The 16,515-nt window shown below is 36.2% G+C and carries 15 protein-coding genes and 2 pseudogenes; 13 read left to right on the top strand and 4 right to left on the bottom strand.

The window, feature by feature from the left end; all coding sequences use genetic code 11:
* Window positions 1-127 (top strand): annotated as a pseudogene (locus tag FTU77_RS14400) (pyridine nucleotide-disulfide oxidoreductase); the annotation flags it as partial.
* 286 nt (window positions 128-413) lie between these two features.
* On the opposite strand, the gene FTU77_RS14395 reads toward FTU77_RS14400, so the two are convergent.
* The 3 genes from FTU77_RS14395 to FTU77_RS14385 form a co-directional block, all read right to left on the bottom strand.
* Entirely contained in the window at window positions 414-668 is a 255-nt protein-coding gene (locus tag FTU77_RS14395; protein ID WP_180056093.1) for a YfhL family 4Fe-4S dicluster ferredoxin, read from the bottom strand.
* A gap of 9 nt (window positions 669-677) precedes the next feature.
* Window positions 678-2,072, bottom strand: coding sequence for a tRNA 5-hydroxyuridine modification protein YegQ (gene yegQ, locus FTU77_RS14390; RefSeq protein ID WP_180004215.1), 1,395 nt, complete (start codon window positions 2,070-2,072; stop codon window positions 678-680).
* 80 nt (window positions 2,073-2,152) lie between these two features.
* The gene (locus tag FTU77_RS14385; RefSeq protein ID WP_180004216.1) at window positions 2,153-2,569 is read right to left on the bottom strand and encodes a Cd(II)/Pb(II)-responsive transcriptional regulator; all 417 of its coding nucleotides are present in this window, start codon (window positions 2,567-2,569) and stop codon (window positions 2,153-2,155) included.
* Window positions 2,570-2,645: 76 nt separating this feature from the next.
* Between FTU77_RS14385 and FTU77_RS14380 the strand changes: the two genes are divergently transcribed.
* From FTU77_RS14380 to FTU77_RS14350, 7 genes are all read left to right on the top strand, one after another.
* On the top strand, window positions 2,646-3,281 hold the full coding sequence (locus FTU77_RS14380; protein WP_180004217.1) for a cation transporter: 636 nt from the start codon (window positions 2,646-2,648) through the stop codon (window positions 3,279-3,281).
* A gap of 302 nt (window positions 3,282-3,583) precedes the next feature.
* Entirely contained in the window at window positions 3,584-4,147 is a 564-nt protein-coding gene (locus FTU77_RS14375) for a TetR/AcrR family transcriptional regulator (protein ID WP_180056092.1), read from the top strand.
* A gap of 689 nt (window positions 4,148-4,836) precedes the next feature.
* Window positions 4,837-7,458 carry a type VI secretion system Vgr family protein gene (locus FTU77_RS14370; protein WP_180056091.1) on the top strand — a complete coding sequence of 874 codons (2,622 nt, stop codon included), beginning with the start codon at window positions 4,837-4,839 and terminating at the stop codon, window positions 7,456-7,458.
* Window position 7,459: 1 nt separating this feature from the next.
* Window positions 7,460-7,966: a DUF4123 domain-containing protein gene (locus FTU77_RS14365; protein WP_180056090.1), complete on the top strand. Its 507-nt coding sequence runs from the start codon at window positions 7,460-7,462 to the stop codon at window positions 7,964-7,966.
* 1 nt (window position 7,967) lies between these two features.
* On the top strand, window positions 7,968-8,393 hold the full coding sequence (locus FTU77_RS14360; RefSeq protein ID WP_111885352.1) for a hypothetical protein: 426 nt from the start codon (window positions 7,968-7,970) through the stop codon (window positions 8,391-8,393).
* The gene (locus FTU77_RS14355) at window positions 8,384-9,106 is read left to right on the top strand and encodes a hypothetical protein (RefSeq protein ID WP_180056089.1); all 723 of its coding nucleotides are present in this window, start codon (window positions 8,384-8,386) and stop codon (window positions 9,104-9,106) included. The genes FTU77_RS14360 and FTU77_RS14355 overlap by 10 nt, the downstream gene beginning before the upstream one ends.
* 3 nt (window positions 9,107-9,109) lie before the next feature.
* Complete coding sequence (locus FTU77_RS14350) at window positions 9,110-9,616, top strand: hypothetical protein (protein WP_111885350.1); 507 nt, start codon at window positions 9,110-9,112, stop codon at window positions 9,614-9,616.
* A 131-nt stretch (window positions 9,617-9,747) separates the two neighbouring features.
* Here FTU77_RS14350 and FTU77_RS14345 read toward each other — a convergent pair.
* Window positions 9,748-10,914 (bottom strand): annotated as a pseudogene (locus tag FTU77_RS14345) (IS3 family transposase).
* A 155-nt stretch (window positions 10,915-11,069) separates the two neighbouring features.
* Here FTU77_RS14345 and FTU77_RS14340 point away from each other — a divergent pair.
* The 5 genes from FTU77_RS14340 (at window position 11,070) to FTU77_RS14320 (ending at window position 16,482) form a co-directional block, all read left to right on the top strand.
* A complete protein-coding gene (locus tag FTU77_RS14340) occupies window positions 11,070-12,050 on the top strand; it encodes a PoNe immunity protein domain-containing protein (protein ID WP_180056088.1) in 981 nt (326 codons plus the stop codon).
* Window positions 12,051-12,088: 38 nt separating this feature from the next.
* Window positions 12,089-12,955, top strand: a complete 867-nt coding sequence (locus FTU77_RS14335; protein WP_306669907.1) for a PoNe immunity protein domain-containing protein — start codon at window positions 12,089-12,091, stop codon at window positions 12,953-12,955.
* A gap of 159 nt (window positions 12,956-13,114) precedes the next feature.
* Entirely contained in the window at window positions 13,115-14,377 is a 1,263-nt protein-coding gene (locus FTU77_RS14330; RefSeq protein WP_180056087.1) for a type VI immunity family protein, read from the top strand.
* Between the two features lie 36 nt (window positions 14,378-14,413).
* Entirely contained in the window at window positions 14,414-15,385 is a 972-nt protein-coding gene (locus FTU77_RS14325) for a PoNe immunity protein domain-containing protein (RefSeq protein WP_180056086.1), read from the top strand.
* A gap of 113 nt (window positions 15,386-15,498) precedes the next feature.
* Complete coding sequence (locus FTU77_RS14320) at window positions 15,499-16,482, top strand: PoNe immunity protein domain-containing protein (RefSeq protein WP_180056085.1); 984 nt, start codon at window positions 15,499-15,501, stop codon at window positions 16,480-16,482.
* Window positions 16,483-16,515: the final 33 nt, after the last annotated feature.

The following is a 16,515-nucleotide window of genomic DNA, read 5'->3' as shown; positions in this document are numbered from 1 at the left end:
TGTGAAAGGTGTATTTGCCGCAGGTGACTGTACAACAGTACCTTACAAACAAATCATCATTGCAACAGGTGAAGGCGCGAAAGCATCATTGTCTGCTTTTGATTACATCATCCGTTCGGGTCAATAAAAGAAAGGCCAGTGTGTTTCGAGAAACACGCTGGCCGCGCTGAATGTTGTCATTAGAATATTATTTTTCTTAATATTCTCGTTTTATAGGAACTTTGGACGCTAACACCGGAGTTCCTTTTTTTGTCTGCAAAATTAGGATTCAAAAATGTCCCCACACATTTTGAATCCTATTCGTTGCCCAGCTATTTTTGTTTTACAACCTTATTTTTATACTTTCCCCAAGGTTGTTTCTCTATAAAATATAAAGCGGAGTAAGCAATTAATATACCAATCACATCACGAATTTAAGATTTAAATAAATTCAAGCCTTTAAACTTCTCCATTAACTGCTCATCTGTCTCCACATGTTCAGGATGAGGCACAATGCACTCAATCGGACAAACTGAAACACAAGTTTGGTGCTCATAGAAACCGACACATTCAGTACAACGTGCGACATCGATTTCATAAATCTTTGAGCCTTCATAAATGGCATTATTGGGACATTCAGGTAGACACATGTCACAATTGATGCATTTATCTGTAATCAACAAAGCCATAAAGTAAACTCAAGCCTGATAAGCTAAAGTTGAAGCCGAAATATCCACTGTCGAATTGGGTAAGTTACGAATCAGTAAGGCGTATCGCATATCCACATCGGCAGGTACAGGAATATCCACGATATGACCTGAACCTTTGGCATCGTCAATTAGATTACCTTTTTTATCTTTCATTTCAGTTAAAACGAAGGTGATGTTGCCTGAAGTGGTCATCAGTTCTAAAGAATCACCTACAACAAAACGGTTTTTCACTTCGATTTTAAGAGAGTCACCATTGCGTTCTAAGACTTCACCTACAAACTGTTGATGATCAAAACGTGAAGAGCCGGTTTCATAGTTTTGATATTCACTATGTACATGGCGGCGTAGAAAACCTTCGGTATAACCACGGTTCGCAAGACCTTCAAGCTGAGACATGAGAGCAGGGTCAAATGGTTTACCAGAAAGGGCATCATCGATGGCTTTACGATAAATTTGAGCGGTACGCGCACAGTAGAAATAAGACTTGGTACGGCCTTCAATTTTTAAAGAATGAATGCCCATTTTGGTTAAACGGTCAACATGCTGTACAGCACGCAAGTCTTTCGAGTTCATGAAATAAGTGCCATGTTCATCTTCTTCGGCAGCAAACATGTCTTCTTCATTGCGTTGTAATAAAACCGGCTCGCCGAATTGGTGTTGTTCTAGGGCGTGTTGCTCATCGGCATTTTTATTATTGCAGCATGATGATTCTTTAATTTGTGTGACTGGAATAACATCACCAGTTTCATCTTCAACTGCATCGTGAATTTTATAATCCCATCGGCATGCATTGGTACATGCACCTTGGTTTGCATCACGTTTATTCATATAGCCAGAAAGTAAGCAACGACCGGAGTAAGCCATACATAATGCACCATGTACGAAAACTTCAATTTCCATATCAGGTACATTGTGTTTAATTTCTTCAATTTCTTCGATTGATAATTCACGTGACAGAATGACACGTGTCAGTCCCATATTTTTCCAAAATTTAACCGTTGCCCAGTTCACCGCATTGGCTTGGACAGACAAATGAATGGACACTTCTGGAAAATGTTCACGCACCATCATGATCAGACCGGGGTCAGACATGATTAGCGCATCAGGATCCATGGCAACCACAGGCTCAAGGTCACGGATGAAATTTTTCAGTTTTGAGTTATGCGGTTGGATATTCACCACCACATAAAACTTTTTACCTAAGGCATGAGCTTCTTCAATGCCAATTTTTAAATTGTCATGGTCGAAAGCATTATTGCGCACACGTAAGCTATATCGCGGCTGACCTGCATACACGGCATCTGCGCCATAAGCAAAAGCGTAGCGCATATTTTTTAATGAGCCAGCAGGTGAGAGGAGTTCGGTTACGTGTTGAATCGTCATGTCAATAAAGGCATAAAAAATTTATGGCTTTATTGTAGTGATCTAAAAAAAGGATTCAACCAAGTATTTTAGTTGGGTTTTCAAGATATTTCGTTTTCCAAATGTTTTAAAATTTGGCAATCATTAATTTGACTGGTTTCATTACAACTAGCACGGAGCTTACTTAACTGTATTTTAAAATTTTCTAATTCTTTAATTTTTTCAGAAACTTGACGAATGTGATTATCAATTAATTCATTCACAGCATGACAGCTTTGCGTAGGGGATTGCTCAAGTTCAAGCAGGGTTTGAATCTCGGTGAGAGAAATATCGAGGTTTCGACAGCGCTTAATAAAAACCAAACGTTTGTACATTTCTTCATCATAATAGCGATAATTGTTGTCTGCGCGGAAGCTAGGTTTCAGCAGTTTTTTCTTTTCATAAAAGCGAATACTGTCAACGCTTACCCCAGCTTTGGTGGACAATTCTTTAATCAAATAATGTTTTTGTACGTTCATGCTTGACCTTGGAGTGAGTCCATAGTTTTGAATAAGAATAATACAAATCCATTGATTTTTAAATTGGAGCATATTTATGGCATGTACATGTAGTCATGAGCCAGCACCAAGCAAACCCAACAGTAAATTTCGTATTGCACTTTGGATTGCCCTAATCATTAACGCCATAATGTTTTTGGTAGAGCTGATTGGTGGGGCTTATGCACATTCTTCTGCGCTTTGGGCGGACTCGTTAGATTTCTTTGGTGATGCCGTAAATTATGGGGTTTCATTAGCCGTACTTGGCGCCAGTTTATATTGGCGTGCAACGGTTGCCTTGGTGAAAGGTTTTGTTATGGCAGCGTTTGGGATCGTGGTCATTGCCAAAGTGCTCTATGCCTATGCCAATGGGATCGCTCCTGAACCGATCACCATGGGGCTGATTGGTATTTTGGCTCTAGTTGCTAATGTCATTTGTGCATATGTTTTATATGCCTTCCGAGAAGGTGACTCCAATATGCAATCCGTTTGGCTATGTAGCCGTAATGATGCGATTGGTAATGTCGCAGTGATCTTGGCTGCAGTCGGGGTGTTTGGTACAGGCAGTCTATGGCCAGATTTGATCGTGGCCGCAATCATGGCGATCTTAGGTTTAACGGGTGGTTATCAGGTGATTCGAAAAGCACTGCAAGAGCGTAAGCAAAAAGATATTCTGAGTACCCCTTGCTCTTAAAATACTTACTCTTAAATCCACCGTTAATGGCATTCATTTTATCCATGTTTTTAACGCAGATGAATAGTCGTTAAATCGCTAGTTGAAATTAAAATAGCAGTCAGTTTTATACGAAATTTTCCTGACTGCTAATTCGATAAATCATCTGAAATCAGACTGTATTTAATAGGGTGCTGAGGTTTTATCTACAGACTCCAATTAAGTTATGCTTTACAATAGCGCGCGAAAATCATGTTTAAAAATTAGGTTTTCTACCTTGAAAGCTTTATGTTTAGGCCCCATTGGTGCATCAGGTAAATTAAATGTCGAAAAAGCAAGACATCATTAACGTTGCGCTCCAACTCTTCAATTCTTATAGCTATAACTCGATTGGTATAGATCGAATTATTGGGGAATCAGGCGTTGCTAAAATGACGTTTTATAAATATTTCCCCTCTAAAGCCAAATTAATTGAAGAATGTCTCGTGATTCGAAATCTTAATTTACAGGAATCACTTGAAGCTGCTATTGCAGAATGTGATCCAGAAGACCATCTTTCGCATATTAAAACCATTTTTGCTTGGTACGATGCTTGGTTTCATACTGCAGATTTCAATGGTTGTATGTTTCAAAAAGCAGTAGAAGAAATATCTAAAGTTTATCCTTCGTCATTACAACCTGCGATCGATTATAAAGACTGGCTCAAATCAAAACTAAGTACTGCTTTGCAAAATCTGGGCATTCAGCAAACTGAACAACTCGCTGCATTTCTGAGTAGCATTTTGGATGGCATGACCATCCAAGCCCAAATTGACCCCAACCAAGTGCATTTAGCAGAGTATTGGAAGCGAGTTGAAACCTTAATTCGTTTGGAATTGGCTGCTTAAAAATTTGTTTGTAGGCATCTAGGTTTTAAATCTAGCGACGACTTATTTGTATTGATTAACCATCAATTTTTTTCACATGACTTAAGATTCTAAGAAAATAAAAAGCGCGATTATTTGGGGTAATCGCGCTTTGCTGACAATTGTGCGTTCAAATCATTCACTTTGTTAGCTTAAGTCAATGATTTGATTTTCGAACGTTTTATACGTTTTCTCTCATTTATATTTTTACCCTCTGAATGCTAAATTCATTCGGTTTTTGCAGCAAAATAGACAGACTTGTCTGTTTTTTTGAATTATAGGGGATCTTAGGTGAATTACAAGACAGGAAAGAAAGGGTTGTGTGTTTTTTAATCTGACTTGAGTTTAAATTAATCTACTATTTTTAAAGATAATATTAAAAAATTAATCATTAAGCTCGGTGCTAATTAGACGATAAACTATTTTTACACTTGTGTGAATGACGTTGCTTGTTGGATGTAAGTGCATGGTCTAAGACCATTTGGTGAATATTTTATATGCAAGAAGTATTTAGTGAGTGGGTTCTCAGCTTTTTAGTTTTAAGTGAATTTTTGAATCGTGGATTTTACATAACGAAACATCTTCTATGGTTTTAAGCATTAAGTTTATTGATGAATTTGACTAAACTAGCAGCAAAATTATTTCCATGATTACAATTTAGAATTTTTATTATGTTAGGCAAAATATTTGCTGTATTAGAACAATTGGGTCTATCCGCCCAAAAACGTGCCATTCATGTGCAATTTTCCAACCCTGCGTTGAATGATGAGCTTTTTATTCAACGTATTGATGGGGAGCATGTCTTAAACCAAGGCGTGCAAGCGACTTTGATTTGCCTATCTACTAATGCACTTATTCCACTAAAACAATTTATTGGCGCACAAGTTGCCGTTGATCAAGTGACTGATCAGGGCGAACTCTTCCGTACTACGGGTATTATTACAGAGGCGGCTCAAGGGCAGAGTGACGGTTCACTCACCCTATATAAACTCACTTTAGAAGATGCAACTTCACTGTGGCATAAACGCCGCAACAGCCGTGTGTTTATGAACAAATCTGTTCGCGATGTTAGTGAAACAATCTTCAAAGAATGGCAAAGCAAAAGTCCGCTCTTTGCTGCCAGTCTAATGCTTGATTTAAGCGGTTTAAGCCAAAACTATGACGTTCGACCTTTCATCATGCAGTCGAATGAAAGCGATTATGACTTTTTAACGCGACTTTGGCGCAGTGAAGGCATTAACTGGCTCATCGATGAAGCACAGTTGAAAGTGCCGCATTCCTCAGCGCCAATTGAAAAACAAAAACTCCGCCTGATTGATGACAATAGCCAATATCAAGCACTCAGCCGTCGTAGTATCCGCTTTCATCGCTCTAGTGCCACAGAAAAACAAGACAGCATCACCAGCTTGATCGGTGAACGTAGCATTCAACCGACTGCGGTCCATGTGCAGCGCTGGCAAGCCGATGGACTGAGCCAAGAAGAAGGCGCAGGTTCAGTTCAAAGCAAACATCAGCATAGCCAAAGCCAAGACAATGCCAGCTTAAGTCTAGAGCAAGCATGGCATGTCAGCCCTGCATGGATGCAAGACTTAAAAGGCGAAGACCAAGCTACGGCTTCATCTAACAGCCAGATTGAAAAATTGAATCAAAACCTAACGCGCTATCACGAGCTACAATCGAAAAAATTCAATGCACAATCGACCGTGCGTGATACCCAAGTGGGTTATTGGTTTGAATTGAATGAACACCCAGAAATCGATCAACACAGTGGTGCAGACAAACAATTTTTAATCACAGAAAAAAAATTCTATAACCAAAATAACTTACCTAAAGACCTCTCTGAACAAGTCAATCAACTGATTGAACAAAGTCAGTGGAACATTAAACCCATCCATGAACAGGCCGAGCGTCAGGCCAATCAGCTCACATTACAACGCCGCAATATTGCGACGGTTCCTGAATATAACCCACTCGAACACCGTCCAAGCACCCATCCGCAACGGGCTAAAGTTGTCGGGCCAAGTGGTGAAGAAATACATGTCGATGAATGGGGACGAATCAAAGTTCGTTTCTTATTTACCCGTGGAGATGACCACAGCCATGATGGCGGTGCAGGCAGTAATGACAATGATACGGATTCTGCATGGGTAGATGTGCTTACCCCATGGGCAGGCGAAGGCTATGGTGCACGTTTCTTACCACGTATTAATGAAATCGTGGTCATCGATTTCTTTGACGGCAATATCGACCGACCATTTGTGGTGGGGCGCATACATGAAGCACAGCGCAGTCCGACCCAATTTGATAGTAAAGGTAAACTGCCAGACACCAAAAAACTGGCTGGGATTAAAAGTAAGGAAGTCCAAGGTGAGGGCTTTGGACAACTGTGCTTTGATGACACCACAGGACAAATTTCGACACAATTACAAAGTACCCATGGTGCTACCCAGCTCAACCTAGGGAACCTCAGTCATCCCAAAGAAACCTCAGAAAGTGAGGGACGAGGGGAAGGCTTTGAACTGAGAACCGACCAATGGGGTGCTATTCGAGCTGGTAAGGGATTATTGATTAGTTCTGCGAGTCAAGAAAACGCCAAAGATATACAATTAAATATAAAAGAGTTGTTAACGCAATTAAATGAATCTATAGAAAAACTCAAAAGTTTAGAAAAAAATGCTCGAGTAAGTAAGGCTTTCCAAGATGAAAACTATCAAATTAGTAATGATTTGATTGCTCAAGTAGAAAATAGTCTAGAAAAGTTTGAGCATCCTAATATTCTGCTTAGTACTCCTCAGGATTTTGTTTCTGTAAGTCAAAAAAACCAAACTCATGTTGCTAAAGAAAATATAAAAATTATATCGGGTCAACAGTTAGATATAAATTCAAATGGTGAGTTTACTGCTCATGCTGCGAAGGGATTAAGCTTTTATACTCAAGAAAAAGGTATAAATATTGTAGCGGCTCAAGGTGAAATTAAAGTTCATGCGCAAAATGATCAAATTGATCTAGCATCTCTCAAGGATTTTAAGATCATGAGTACTGAGAATTCCATTACGATTGCAGCCAAAAAAGAAATTATGCTGACTTGTGGTGGGGGATACATAAAAATAAAGACTGACGGTTCTATTGATATTAATAGTCCTGGGCTTGTTGAGGTTAGGTCTGCTCAAGCACAATTTGTCAAAGGTACACGTCATAATTTCCAGCTTCCTAATATTTCTACGAAAATATGTATTCCCTGTTTAATTGATGCCGCTCGAAAAGGTTTACCGTTTGTGTATAGGGAAATATAGGATGGACATATTACAGTTATCAAAGAAAATTAGTGGTGAAGAATCTAAATATAATTTCTTCCTGTTGATTGATGCAGCTAAAAATTATACTTATATGCGCCATTGGCTTACTTTAAACTATGATAGAAATATCAAATATATAGGTAATTTATTCGATGGAACTGTTGATGATTCTACACCATTAGAATTTTCCCCTTTATTGTTGAATTTAAATAAACTAAATAATCAAAAATTTATTAATGAACTTGTTATAGAAGAAAATTTAGGAATGTTTTCGATATTGAAAACAAATCTATCGAACCAAGAATTGATCAAACATTTTCAGCCATTCTTACAAGCAGAATTATCATCCGGCGAATTAGCATTGTTCAGATTTTATGATCCTTCAGTTATCAAATCATTAAATCGACTATTAGATAAAAAAAATTTAGATATTCTGTTAGAACCTATTGATGGTTGGTGGTATCAAGAAGTATCTGGTGATTTCAAGTTATTGGAGAGGATTTAGAATGGTTATCGAATTTACTAAAGAACAGCTTGAGGAATTTTCTGCAGATCGTGAAGAAAGTCTAGCCTTGTGGAACTGGAATCGGCTAAAAAACACTTATAGCGAACTGGCGATAAAGTATTTTAATAATAATGAAGATAGTGGACTAAAATTCCTGATTACTGCCCAAACAAAAATTCGAAAATATCTGGTAGGAATGGAAAATCATGCTGACTATGACAAATGGAGAGCGGCTTACGGAGAATTATGTTTTATTTTGAATAAAAATAATTTAGATGATGATCCATGGAATCGCAGTTTATTAATAAATAGATTATTTCCACCATTTCTTGCAATTGATATCTTAGCTGGAGTTTTACAAAGCTCTTTAAATTCTTCAGATAGTCAAAAATTCTATGAAGCATTGGAGAAAAAATCGTGGCAATAGCGGCTGATGCAGCAGATATTTTTGGTGGTTGGGGGACAACTGCTGAAAAAGCTGCTGAAAGAGCAGGAACTGCAGCTAAGGTAGGAGCAAGAGCAAATCCTATAGGCGTAATATTAACTGGAATATTCACTCCATCCCCATTAGGAGATGGAACAATTACAGGCATGCTCAATCAAAGAATTGATCTGGCTGAAGAGGATATCGATAATAGTCGTTCGGGTATAACTCAAGAGCAAAAAGATCAAGCATTGGCAGCAAGTAAAGCGAAATCTAAGGAACTTGAGAGATCTTGTAATAGTTCTAATAAGGAGTGTAAGAACGAACAGCATAGTGGTCGTATACAGGCGCAGAATGCAAATAGAATGATTGTGACTGCAACTGAAGCAGGTAGCGTTTGGACAAATCACCCTTTTCCACCGCCTCTAGTACTATGTAAGCAATATGCACTTTCCATGCGTATTGCCATGCTAAAATTAGAAGGTCATAGCAAACCAGATACTAAAATAAAAAGTCCAGTTGATTATCACAAAGGTGCAACTCAAGCCTATAAAGCAATGATCGCTTGGATGGAAGCGAAGACACCATATGGAGTTTCTGTAGGTAAACATTCTTTTAGTTTTGCAGGTCGTCATTTTACTGGTGTTATTCCACCAGATTTTGATGCTAGAAGAATGGATATAGATATTTTGAAGGGCGAAATATTAAAAGGTTAAATAATGACGAATATAGAAAAGATAGTTAATTTTTTTAAGGATCACCCAAAATTTCCATTTTTACAGTGGGATAGAGAATATGACGATTATTGTAGTATGTATCTTTGTTTAAAGAATATTTTAGAAGCATACATACCAAAAGAGCAGATTACAGCTTGGTCTGCTGCAAATGAATACTCTGATTTCAGAAGAAATCCAGATGGAGAGGTATATTATCCTTTGACAATTATTAATGATGCCATCGAAATAGTAATTCACTTAGGAATTTTAAAAGAAAATAAAGATGGTTTAGTCGATGTGAATTCATCAATTCAAATTAGTAGAGATGACAGATGGGGGGATCGTTGGGAAAATAATGCACCTGAAGATGAATGGTATAATGAAGTGGCGATTATGCTTGATCTGAACAATGCTGAGTCATTAAGAAAGACAGATTTTATCTTAAAGACAATTGTTCAAAAAAAACAAACTTATCATGATTTATTAAAGTTGAAAGATGGAACTCTATAAAAAATTAAATTAATTTTTAGTTTTGAAATATATCTTTAAATTATCGATAAGTTTCTTTTTAATAATTAGGCTATCTAGATTCAAGAGTTTGATGTGTGCTGAAATAACAGGACACTTCCACTTGGGAGATTCTAGGCAGCCAACTCGTAAAAGTCCTCTGCCATTTGATTTGGTGTCTTAAAACTCAGTCCTTTCTGGATTCTCTTCTGATTATAAAATAGCTCTATGTATTTTGTAATATCTGCTTTGGCTTCTCCCCTTGTTTTGTAGTTGCGATGGTGAACCAACTCGTTTTTGAGTATTCCTCAAAAGCTCTCAATCGGGGCATTATCGTAACAGTCTCCTTTTTTGCTCATTGAACCTTGAAATCCATATTTTTCAAGCATGTTTCGATATTCATGACTGCAATATTGGCTTCCTCTGTCTGAGTGCACAATTAGCCCATGTGATGGTTTGTGATTGCGAATTGCCATACTCAGCGCATTGCAAACTAGTTGCGCTGTCATTCGCTCACTTAAGCTTATAACCAACGACCTGTCTAGTATAAAGGTCTTTTAAAGCAGCTAAGTACAACCAACCTTCAGCTGTCCATATGTACGTAATATCACTTGACCATGCAAGATTAGGTTTGGTCATTAAAAACTCTTGTTTGAGTAAATTGTCATAGATCGCTCGATTATGATCACTGTTCGTCGTTCTTTTAAAACGCCTATGGCGCTTACAATACAGCTGATTTAGCCTTTTTATACAACGGACTGCATACTCGCTAATTGGGATGCCTTGTGACTGTAAATACCTCGTTAAGCGAATATGACCATAACTTTCTTTAGTTTCTTGATGAGCTATTTTGACTAAGATCGTCTGCTGATTTCTTTGAACAACTCTTTTGCTCATGCCTCGTTTTAACCAGTCATAAAAACTTGAAATTGAAACTTTGAGCAGTCTAGCCATCATCGTTGTTGGATAGGTGTTTTTGTTCTCTTTCATGTAATCGTACCTTACTGATGGTCCTTGGCAAAGTACGCTGCTGCTTTTTTTAGAAATTCTCTTTCCATTTCCGTAGTTTTGAGTTGCTGTTTGAGTTTCTTATTTTCTTCGAGTAGCGCAACGAGATCAGGCGAATATTGTTGTGTGCCTACTAATGTTCCAGCTTTTGCTTTGTTGTACCAATTTGAAAGGGTCTGCATTGAAATACCAAGCTGTCGAGCCGTTTCAGAGACATTTCCTTTATTTGATTCAATAGCTTTAATTGCTTCAGCTTTGAATTCCACTGTATAAATCTTTTGTTTTTTGCTCATGGTAAACTCCTAATGAGTATGTGTAGTTTACCAAGTTAAAGTCTCCGTTTTTATCAGCACTCATCAAAAGAACATTCTACTCATAAAGCTACAAGGGTTTGGACTGATAAAGACATTAGTATCGTTGTTAATAATAAATAATTGGAAATTTATTTATGATGGAATTTAAGTTTAATCGTAGACAACAATTTTTAGATGAAAGTTACTATCAATCTACAAGGAGTGAGCTTGTCAGCGCCATAGAAAGTTTTTTAAGTGAATCAAATGATGATGATGATATCGAAGCAGGATGGATAGACTCTTATTCGATAGCGTCTAGATATCAGTTTGATTTGCTTATTTTGGACTATACTGCTGGTAAACCGATTGAGTATTTACGCTTAGAATTTGATAAAGTAATTGAATTATTCAAGGAACTCTCTATAAAACAAAGAGCCTATTATAAAAATAATAATTTTAGTATTTTTGACATCGAAATTTTAGATGACTATTGTGTATATATATGGATTATCAGCCTTTGTTATTTATTAAAAAGAACCGATTTACTACCGTTGGTAGCTAACCTTGTTGATGGAGAGGATCAAGAAAATGGAGGGAAAGATTGGATTGTAGAGGAATTTTTGGCTTTTAATGACGATAACCGTTTTGATTGTTCAGATGTCCTTTTTTCAAATCCTTATTTTGAGTTATCCAATGCATTTGTGACCCAAGATAATAAAGTTTCAGTCAAGCATTTAAACAAATTCTTGAAAAAATGGTATAAAGATTTATCTGGAGCTCCATGGCATGATAGCCATAAATCAGAGGGTAGATATTATGGATATTGGGATTTTGAAGCAGCTTGCGCTGTTATTCTATTAGAAATAGAAAATGATAAAGAATTTCATGAATACCTCTATTATCCAAAAGACTTAATAGAGTTCTATCGTACGTTTAAACCTAGTAGTGCTGAAATTGACCTCCTAACTAAATATCAAAAAGTATCAATTCAAGCAGGTGAAAAATGTCCTCAATCGGGATATTGGTTCACTGTAGCTAAGGAAAACACTCGTAAATACTTTAAACAAGGGGAAATTTTCCCTGATTTTGAAAGTGATTGGGGGGATGTATATTGGCAGTTTGACGGTGAAGAATAAGTGAAAATATGCCCTTCGGGGCAGTTTTTGGGCATAAAATGGATTTAGTTAATATAAAAAGACAACAATTTCTTACACCTCAAATGTATGAAACATTAAAGGCGGAAACTCTGAACACTATTGAAACTTTTAAAGTAAATCTTACAGGTGTTGGTGATTCACTAGAAGAAAGATGGGTATACTCTTATGCTATCGTAGCAGAGAACTATTTAAATCTACTTTTATTGGAATATACAGCTGGCAATAGTTTACCTTTTATTAGAAGCCAACTTGAAATAGTTATTGACTATTATGAGCAATATGGAAGTAAATTAAGAAGTTATCATAAAAATATAAACTTACCAGTTTTTGAATTATTTACTATTGATGGCTATTGTCCATGTATTTGGTTAATCAGTTTGTGTTATTTACTCCACCGAAAGGATTTACTACCTAGAGTTGCGAAATTAATTGACGGAGAAATGAGAGAAAATGTTGCTCAAGATTGGCTAATTGAAGAGTATTTATCTTTTTCAGATGAAAATAGATATGATTGTTCAACAGTATTAGTACCAAAACCTTACTTATTATTATGTGAAGCCTTTTCAAATCAAGATAATGAAATTTCTTTAGCTTTTGTCCGTAAGTTTTTAAAGAATTGGTACAAAGATTTATCAGGTGCGCCTTGGCATGATACTCATAAATCAGAAGGTGGCTATTATGGATACTGGGCTTTTGAAGCAGCGTGCGCTGTTATTCTGTTAGAGATAGAGAATGATACTGTCTTACATGAATACTTATATTACCCTAAAGATTTGGTTGAATTTTATCACAAATTCAAGCTCAAAACTTCAGTAATAAATTTTCAATTAAAGCTGGGGAAAAATGTCCTCAACAGGGTTATTGGTTTACAGTTGCTAAAGTGAACTCACGTCAATACTTTAACTTGGGAGATGTTTTTCCTGATTTTGAAAGTGATTGGGGCGATGTGTATTGGCAGTTTGATGGTGAAGAGTAATTTATGCCTTCGGGGCTTGATAATCTTGGATCTCTAAAAAATAGAAGTATAAATTAACGAATATTTTATGAGTACAGTACAACTTTATTTAAATGAACAAGAAATAGCTGAATTGGCTCGAGATATTCCTCAGGATACTTCCATAATTTATGGAGAGGAAAAGAAAGAGTTTGGTATTTGCCCCTATATCACTTTGTACATGCATCAAGAAAATGCTGAAGATCTACTAAATAAAGTTTTAGATATTTATATTGAATTTGAAAAAACCATAATAGATAAACCTTTTCAATTAAGGTTTAGGAGTGACACTGAGGTTTGGAAAAAGGCTGATAAATGGATTAGAAGCCGAGATGAGCTTTTAGTTGAAATGCATAAAATCTTTAAAAAATATTTTGTATATTTTATAGGTGCAACATCAGCCGAGGCGGATACACAGAGTGCACGTTGGGCTTTAGAAAGTAATATTCGAGACTCAAATGAGCGCTATTCTAGTATTAAATTAACTTTTGGCGATCAATGGTATAAAACCAATAAGATGGTTTGGCACACTTTTGTTGAAAAAATTTTAAGACAACTCAATCCAATACAAGCTTATAGCGGTTATGAAATAGGTAATACTGGACAGTTTGCTTATATTTCACCTGAGTTCGAAACTGTTGAACGCACATTTTCAGATTATTTTTATGGACTCGATATTGATCATCCTGGTATGGAGTTTTCTCATGAAAATATGTTTATTGCAGAAGATCGGGATGGTTTAGGTGGCGGTATTCGTACCCCAACATGGTGCTTTTTACTTTCTCCCTACTGGCTAGAGAAACTAGGCTTGAGTGAAGAACAAATTCGTGAAAAACTGGATGATCCACGAATTGAAATTACTAAAATTATAGACCTAGAAGATTCAACAAAATACAGCTTATGGATACGTTTGGGAGAGCTTTCACTTTATCCAGTTGAAGCAGGTGTTCCTGATTTATTGGTGATGGCAAATGAACTAATTAAACCGATACGTTGTGATAACTTAAAACTGACCACTTTGGATGCGTGGTCAGATGATCCAAATCCACGTTTTGATGCCGTAAGTTCAAAGCAATGGATTGCACGATTTGATGAAGACAGCACTTGGCCTGAATTAAAACGAGTGAAAGTTGAAGTTCAAGAACCAGAAAGAATAGATATTGTTATTGCCGGTAGCCCATGTCCTCACGCAGGATATTGGTATACTTTTGCTAAAGAAAACTCACGTCAATATTTTAAACAAGGTGATATATTCCCTGATTTTGAAAGTGATTGGGGGGATGTGTACTGGCAGTTTGATGGTGAAGAATGATTTATGCCCTTCGGGGCATTATTTTTTGGAATAAATATGGAATTTAATAAGAAGATTAGGCAAGTTTTCTTAACAGAAAATATTTATGATCGTTTGTATGGGTATTTTTTTGAAATTTCTAAAAAAATTGAAAATAAAAAACAAGAATATAGTGGTATTTTGGAAGATCAAAGTCGTCTTTCACTATTCTTGGCAAGCGAAACATATCAATTTTTTTCATTAGAATATACAGCAGGTCATGATATTTCTAAAATGAGGTATTTTCTAGAAATAATAATTGAGAGATATGAAGCATATACTTTTGCTTTAAGAGAGTATGAAAATGATAATGATTGGGCACCATTTTACTTTACAGCTATAGATGAGTACGAAAGATGTATGCAGTTGATAGGACTGTGTTATCTATTACATAGAAGAGACTTATTACCACGTATTGCAGCGATGCAGGACAAAATTTACCATGAGCAAACAGAACAATTAGATACGCTGTATGAGGACTTTTTATCATTTGAGTTGATGGATAGATATGATGTAGATCAATGGTTTTTTGATAATCCATATCGCCCATTAATTTTTAGTAAATATAGAGATACTAAAAAAGAGAGTATTCAAGATATACGGAAATATTTGAAATTATGGTATCCCGCATTTGAAAGTGCTCCATGGCATGATATTCATAAATTGGATGAAAGTTTTTATTTTGGCTATTGGGCTATAGAAGCTGCTGCTTACGTTTATCTGTTAGATTTAGATGATAGCGAAATAACACATATGATTTATCCAAAAGATTTGGTTAAATTTGCCCGAGAATTTGTACCTTCTGAGAAGGATATAAGTAATCCTAGTACAAAAACTCTAAGATGCGAAGCAGGCCAAATTTGCCCTAAAACAGGTGAATGGTATAGTCCTGCGAATAACATGGAAAAACGTCATTTTAGACAGGGTGATGTTATGCCTGAGATTAAAGATAACCCTTGGGGATTAACGATTTGGTATCTGACTGAATAAGTAGATGCCATTCGGGCATTTTGGAATGGGTGGGGATATGTACTGGCAGTTTGATGGTGAAGAATAAATAAAACATGCCCTTCGTGGCATTAATTTTAGGATTAAGGATTAATATGAGTTTCTATAAATATAAAAGACAGATTTTTTTAACTGAAGACTATTATAAAAGTGCCTATGATTTTTATATAGAAGACGTTGATTTTTGGAAAGAAAGTGATGCATTTGAGGATGATGAGTATAATTGCGGCGAAAAAAGAAGATGGAATTTAATAACACATGATTATTCTTTTCTACTTTACCTTGTATACACAGCAGGAAAATCTATAGGGGAAGTTATCCCCTTATTTGAAAAAGTTATAGAAGGCTTTGAAAAACAATCTGAAGCCTTAGCTATCTTCCATAAGTCAAAAAAACCTTCTGTCATTCCAACTCAAAATGAAACGTTAAATATACTTGGTCTGGCTTTTTTATTTAATCGAAATGATTTGTTTGATCGTATACATTCATTAGTCAATGGTGAGGGTGAAAGTCATACGTGTGAAGATGAGGTTATTAATAAATTTTTTAAACTTAATGATCCTTCACATCCAACATTTAACGAAGGAAATTTATTTGCATTAGGTTATTCAAAATTATGTGATGTGATTGATAATGTGCTAGTTAAAAATAATAAAGAAACTGCTGTTAAATATTTAGATGAATACTTAGCTGATTGGTATCAAATGAATAAAAATGCACTTTGGTTTAATAGTCATCTAGAGCCTGCAGAAGAACTAAAATATTGTGGTTATTGGTCTTTTGAAGCAGCAGCTCTTGTTTATTTACTAGATTTGGATGACACTCCTCTACACAAGCATTTATTCTATCCTAAAGATATAGTTGCATGGGCTCGTAAAAATAATACTCAATCTGAAGTAACCCAAGAGAATCTAACTGTAATAAAAGTCAAAGCTGGCGAAAAATCCCCAAAAACGGGCTATTGGACAACCCCAGTACAAGTGGATTCACGCGTTCATGTGTTAAGAGGTGAAATCTTACCAACACTTTCTGAAACAGATTGGGGTGAAGTGTACTGGTATTTTAATGGTGAGGAATAAATAAAACATGCCCTTCGGGGCATTAATTTTAGG

This window comes from Acinetobacter sp. YH12142, from assembly GCF_013418435.1.
Taxonomy (GTDB): Bacteria; Pseudomonadota; Gammaproteobacteria; order Pseudomonadales; family Moraxellaceae; genus Acinetobacter; species Acinetobacter amyesii.
Note: the sequence above shows the minus strand (reverse complement) of the source record. Positions and strands in the feature narration are given on the sequence as shown.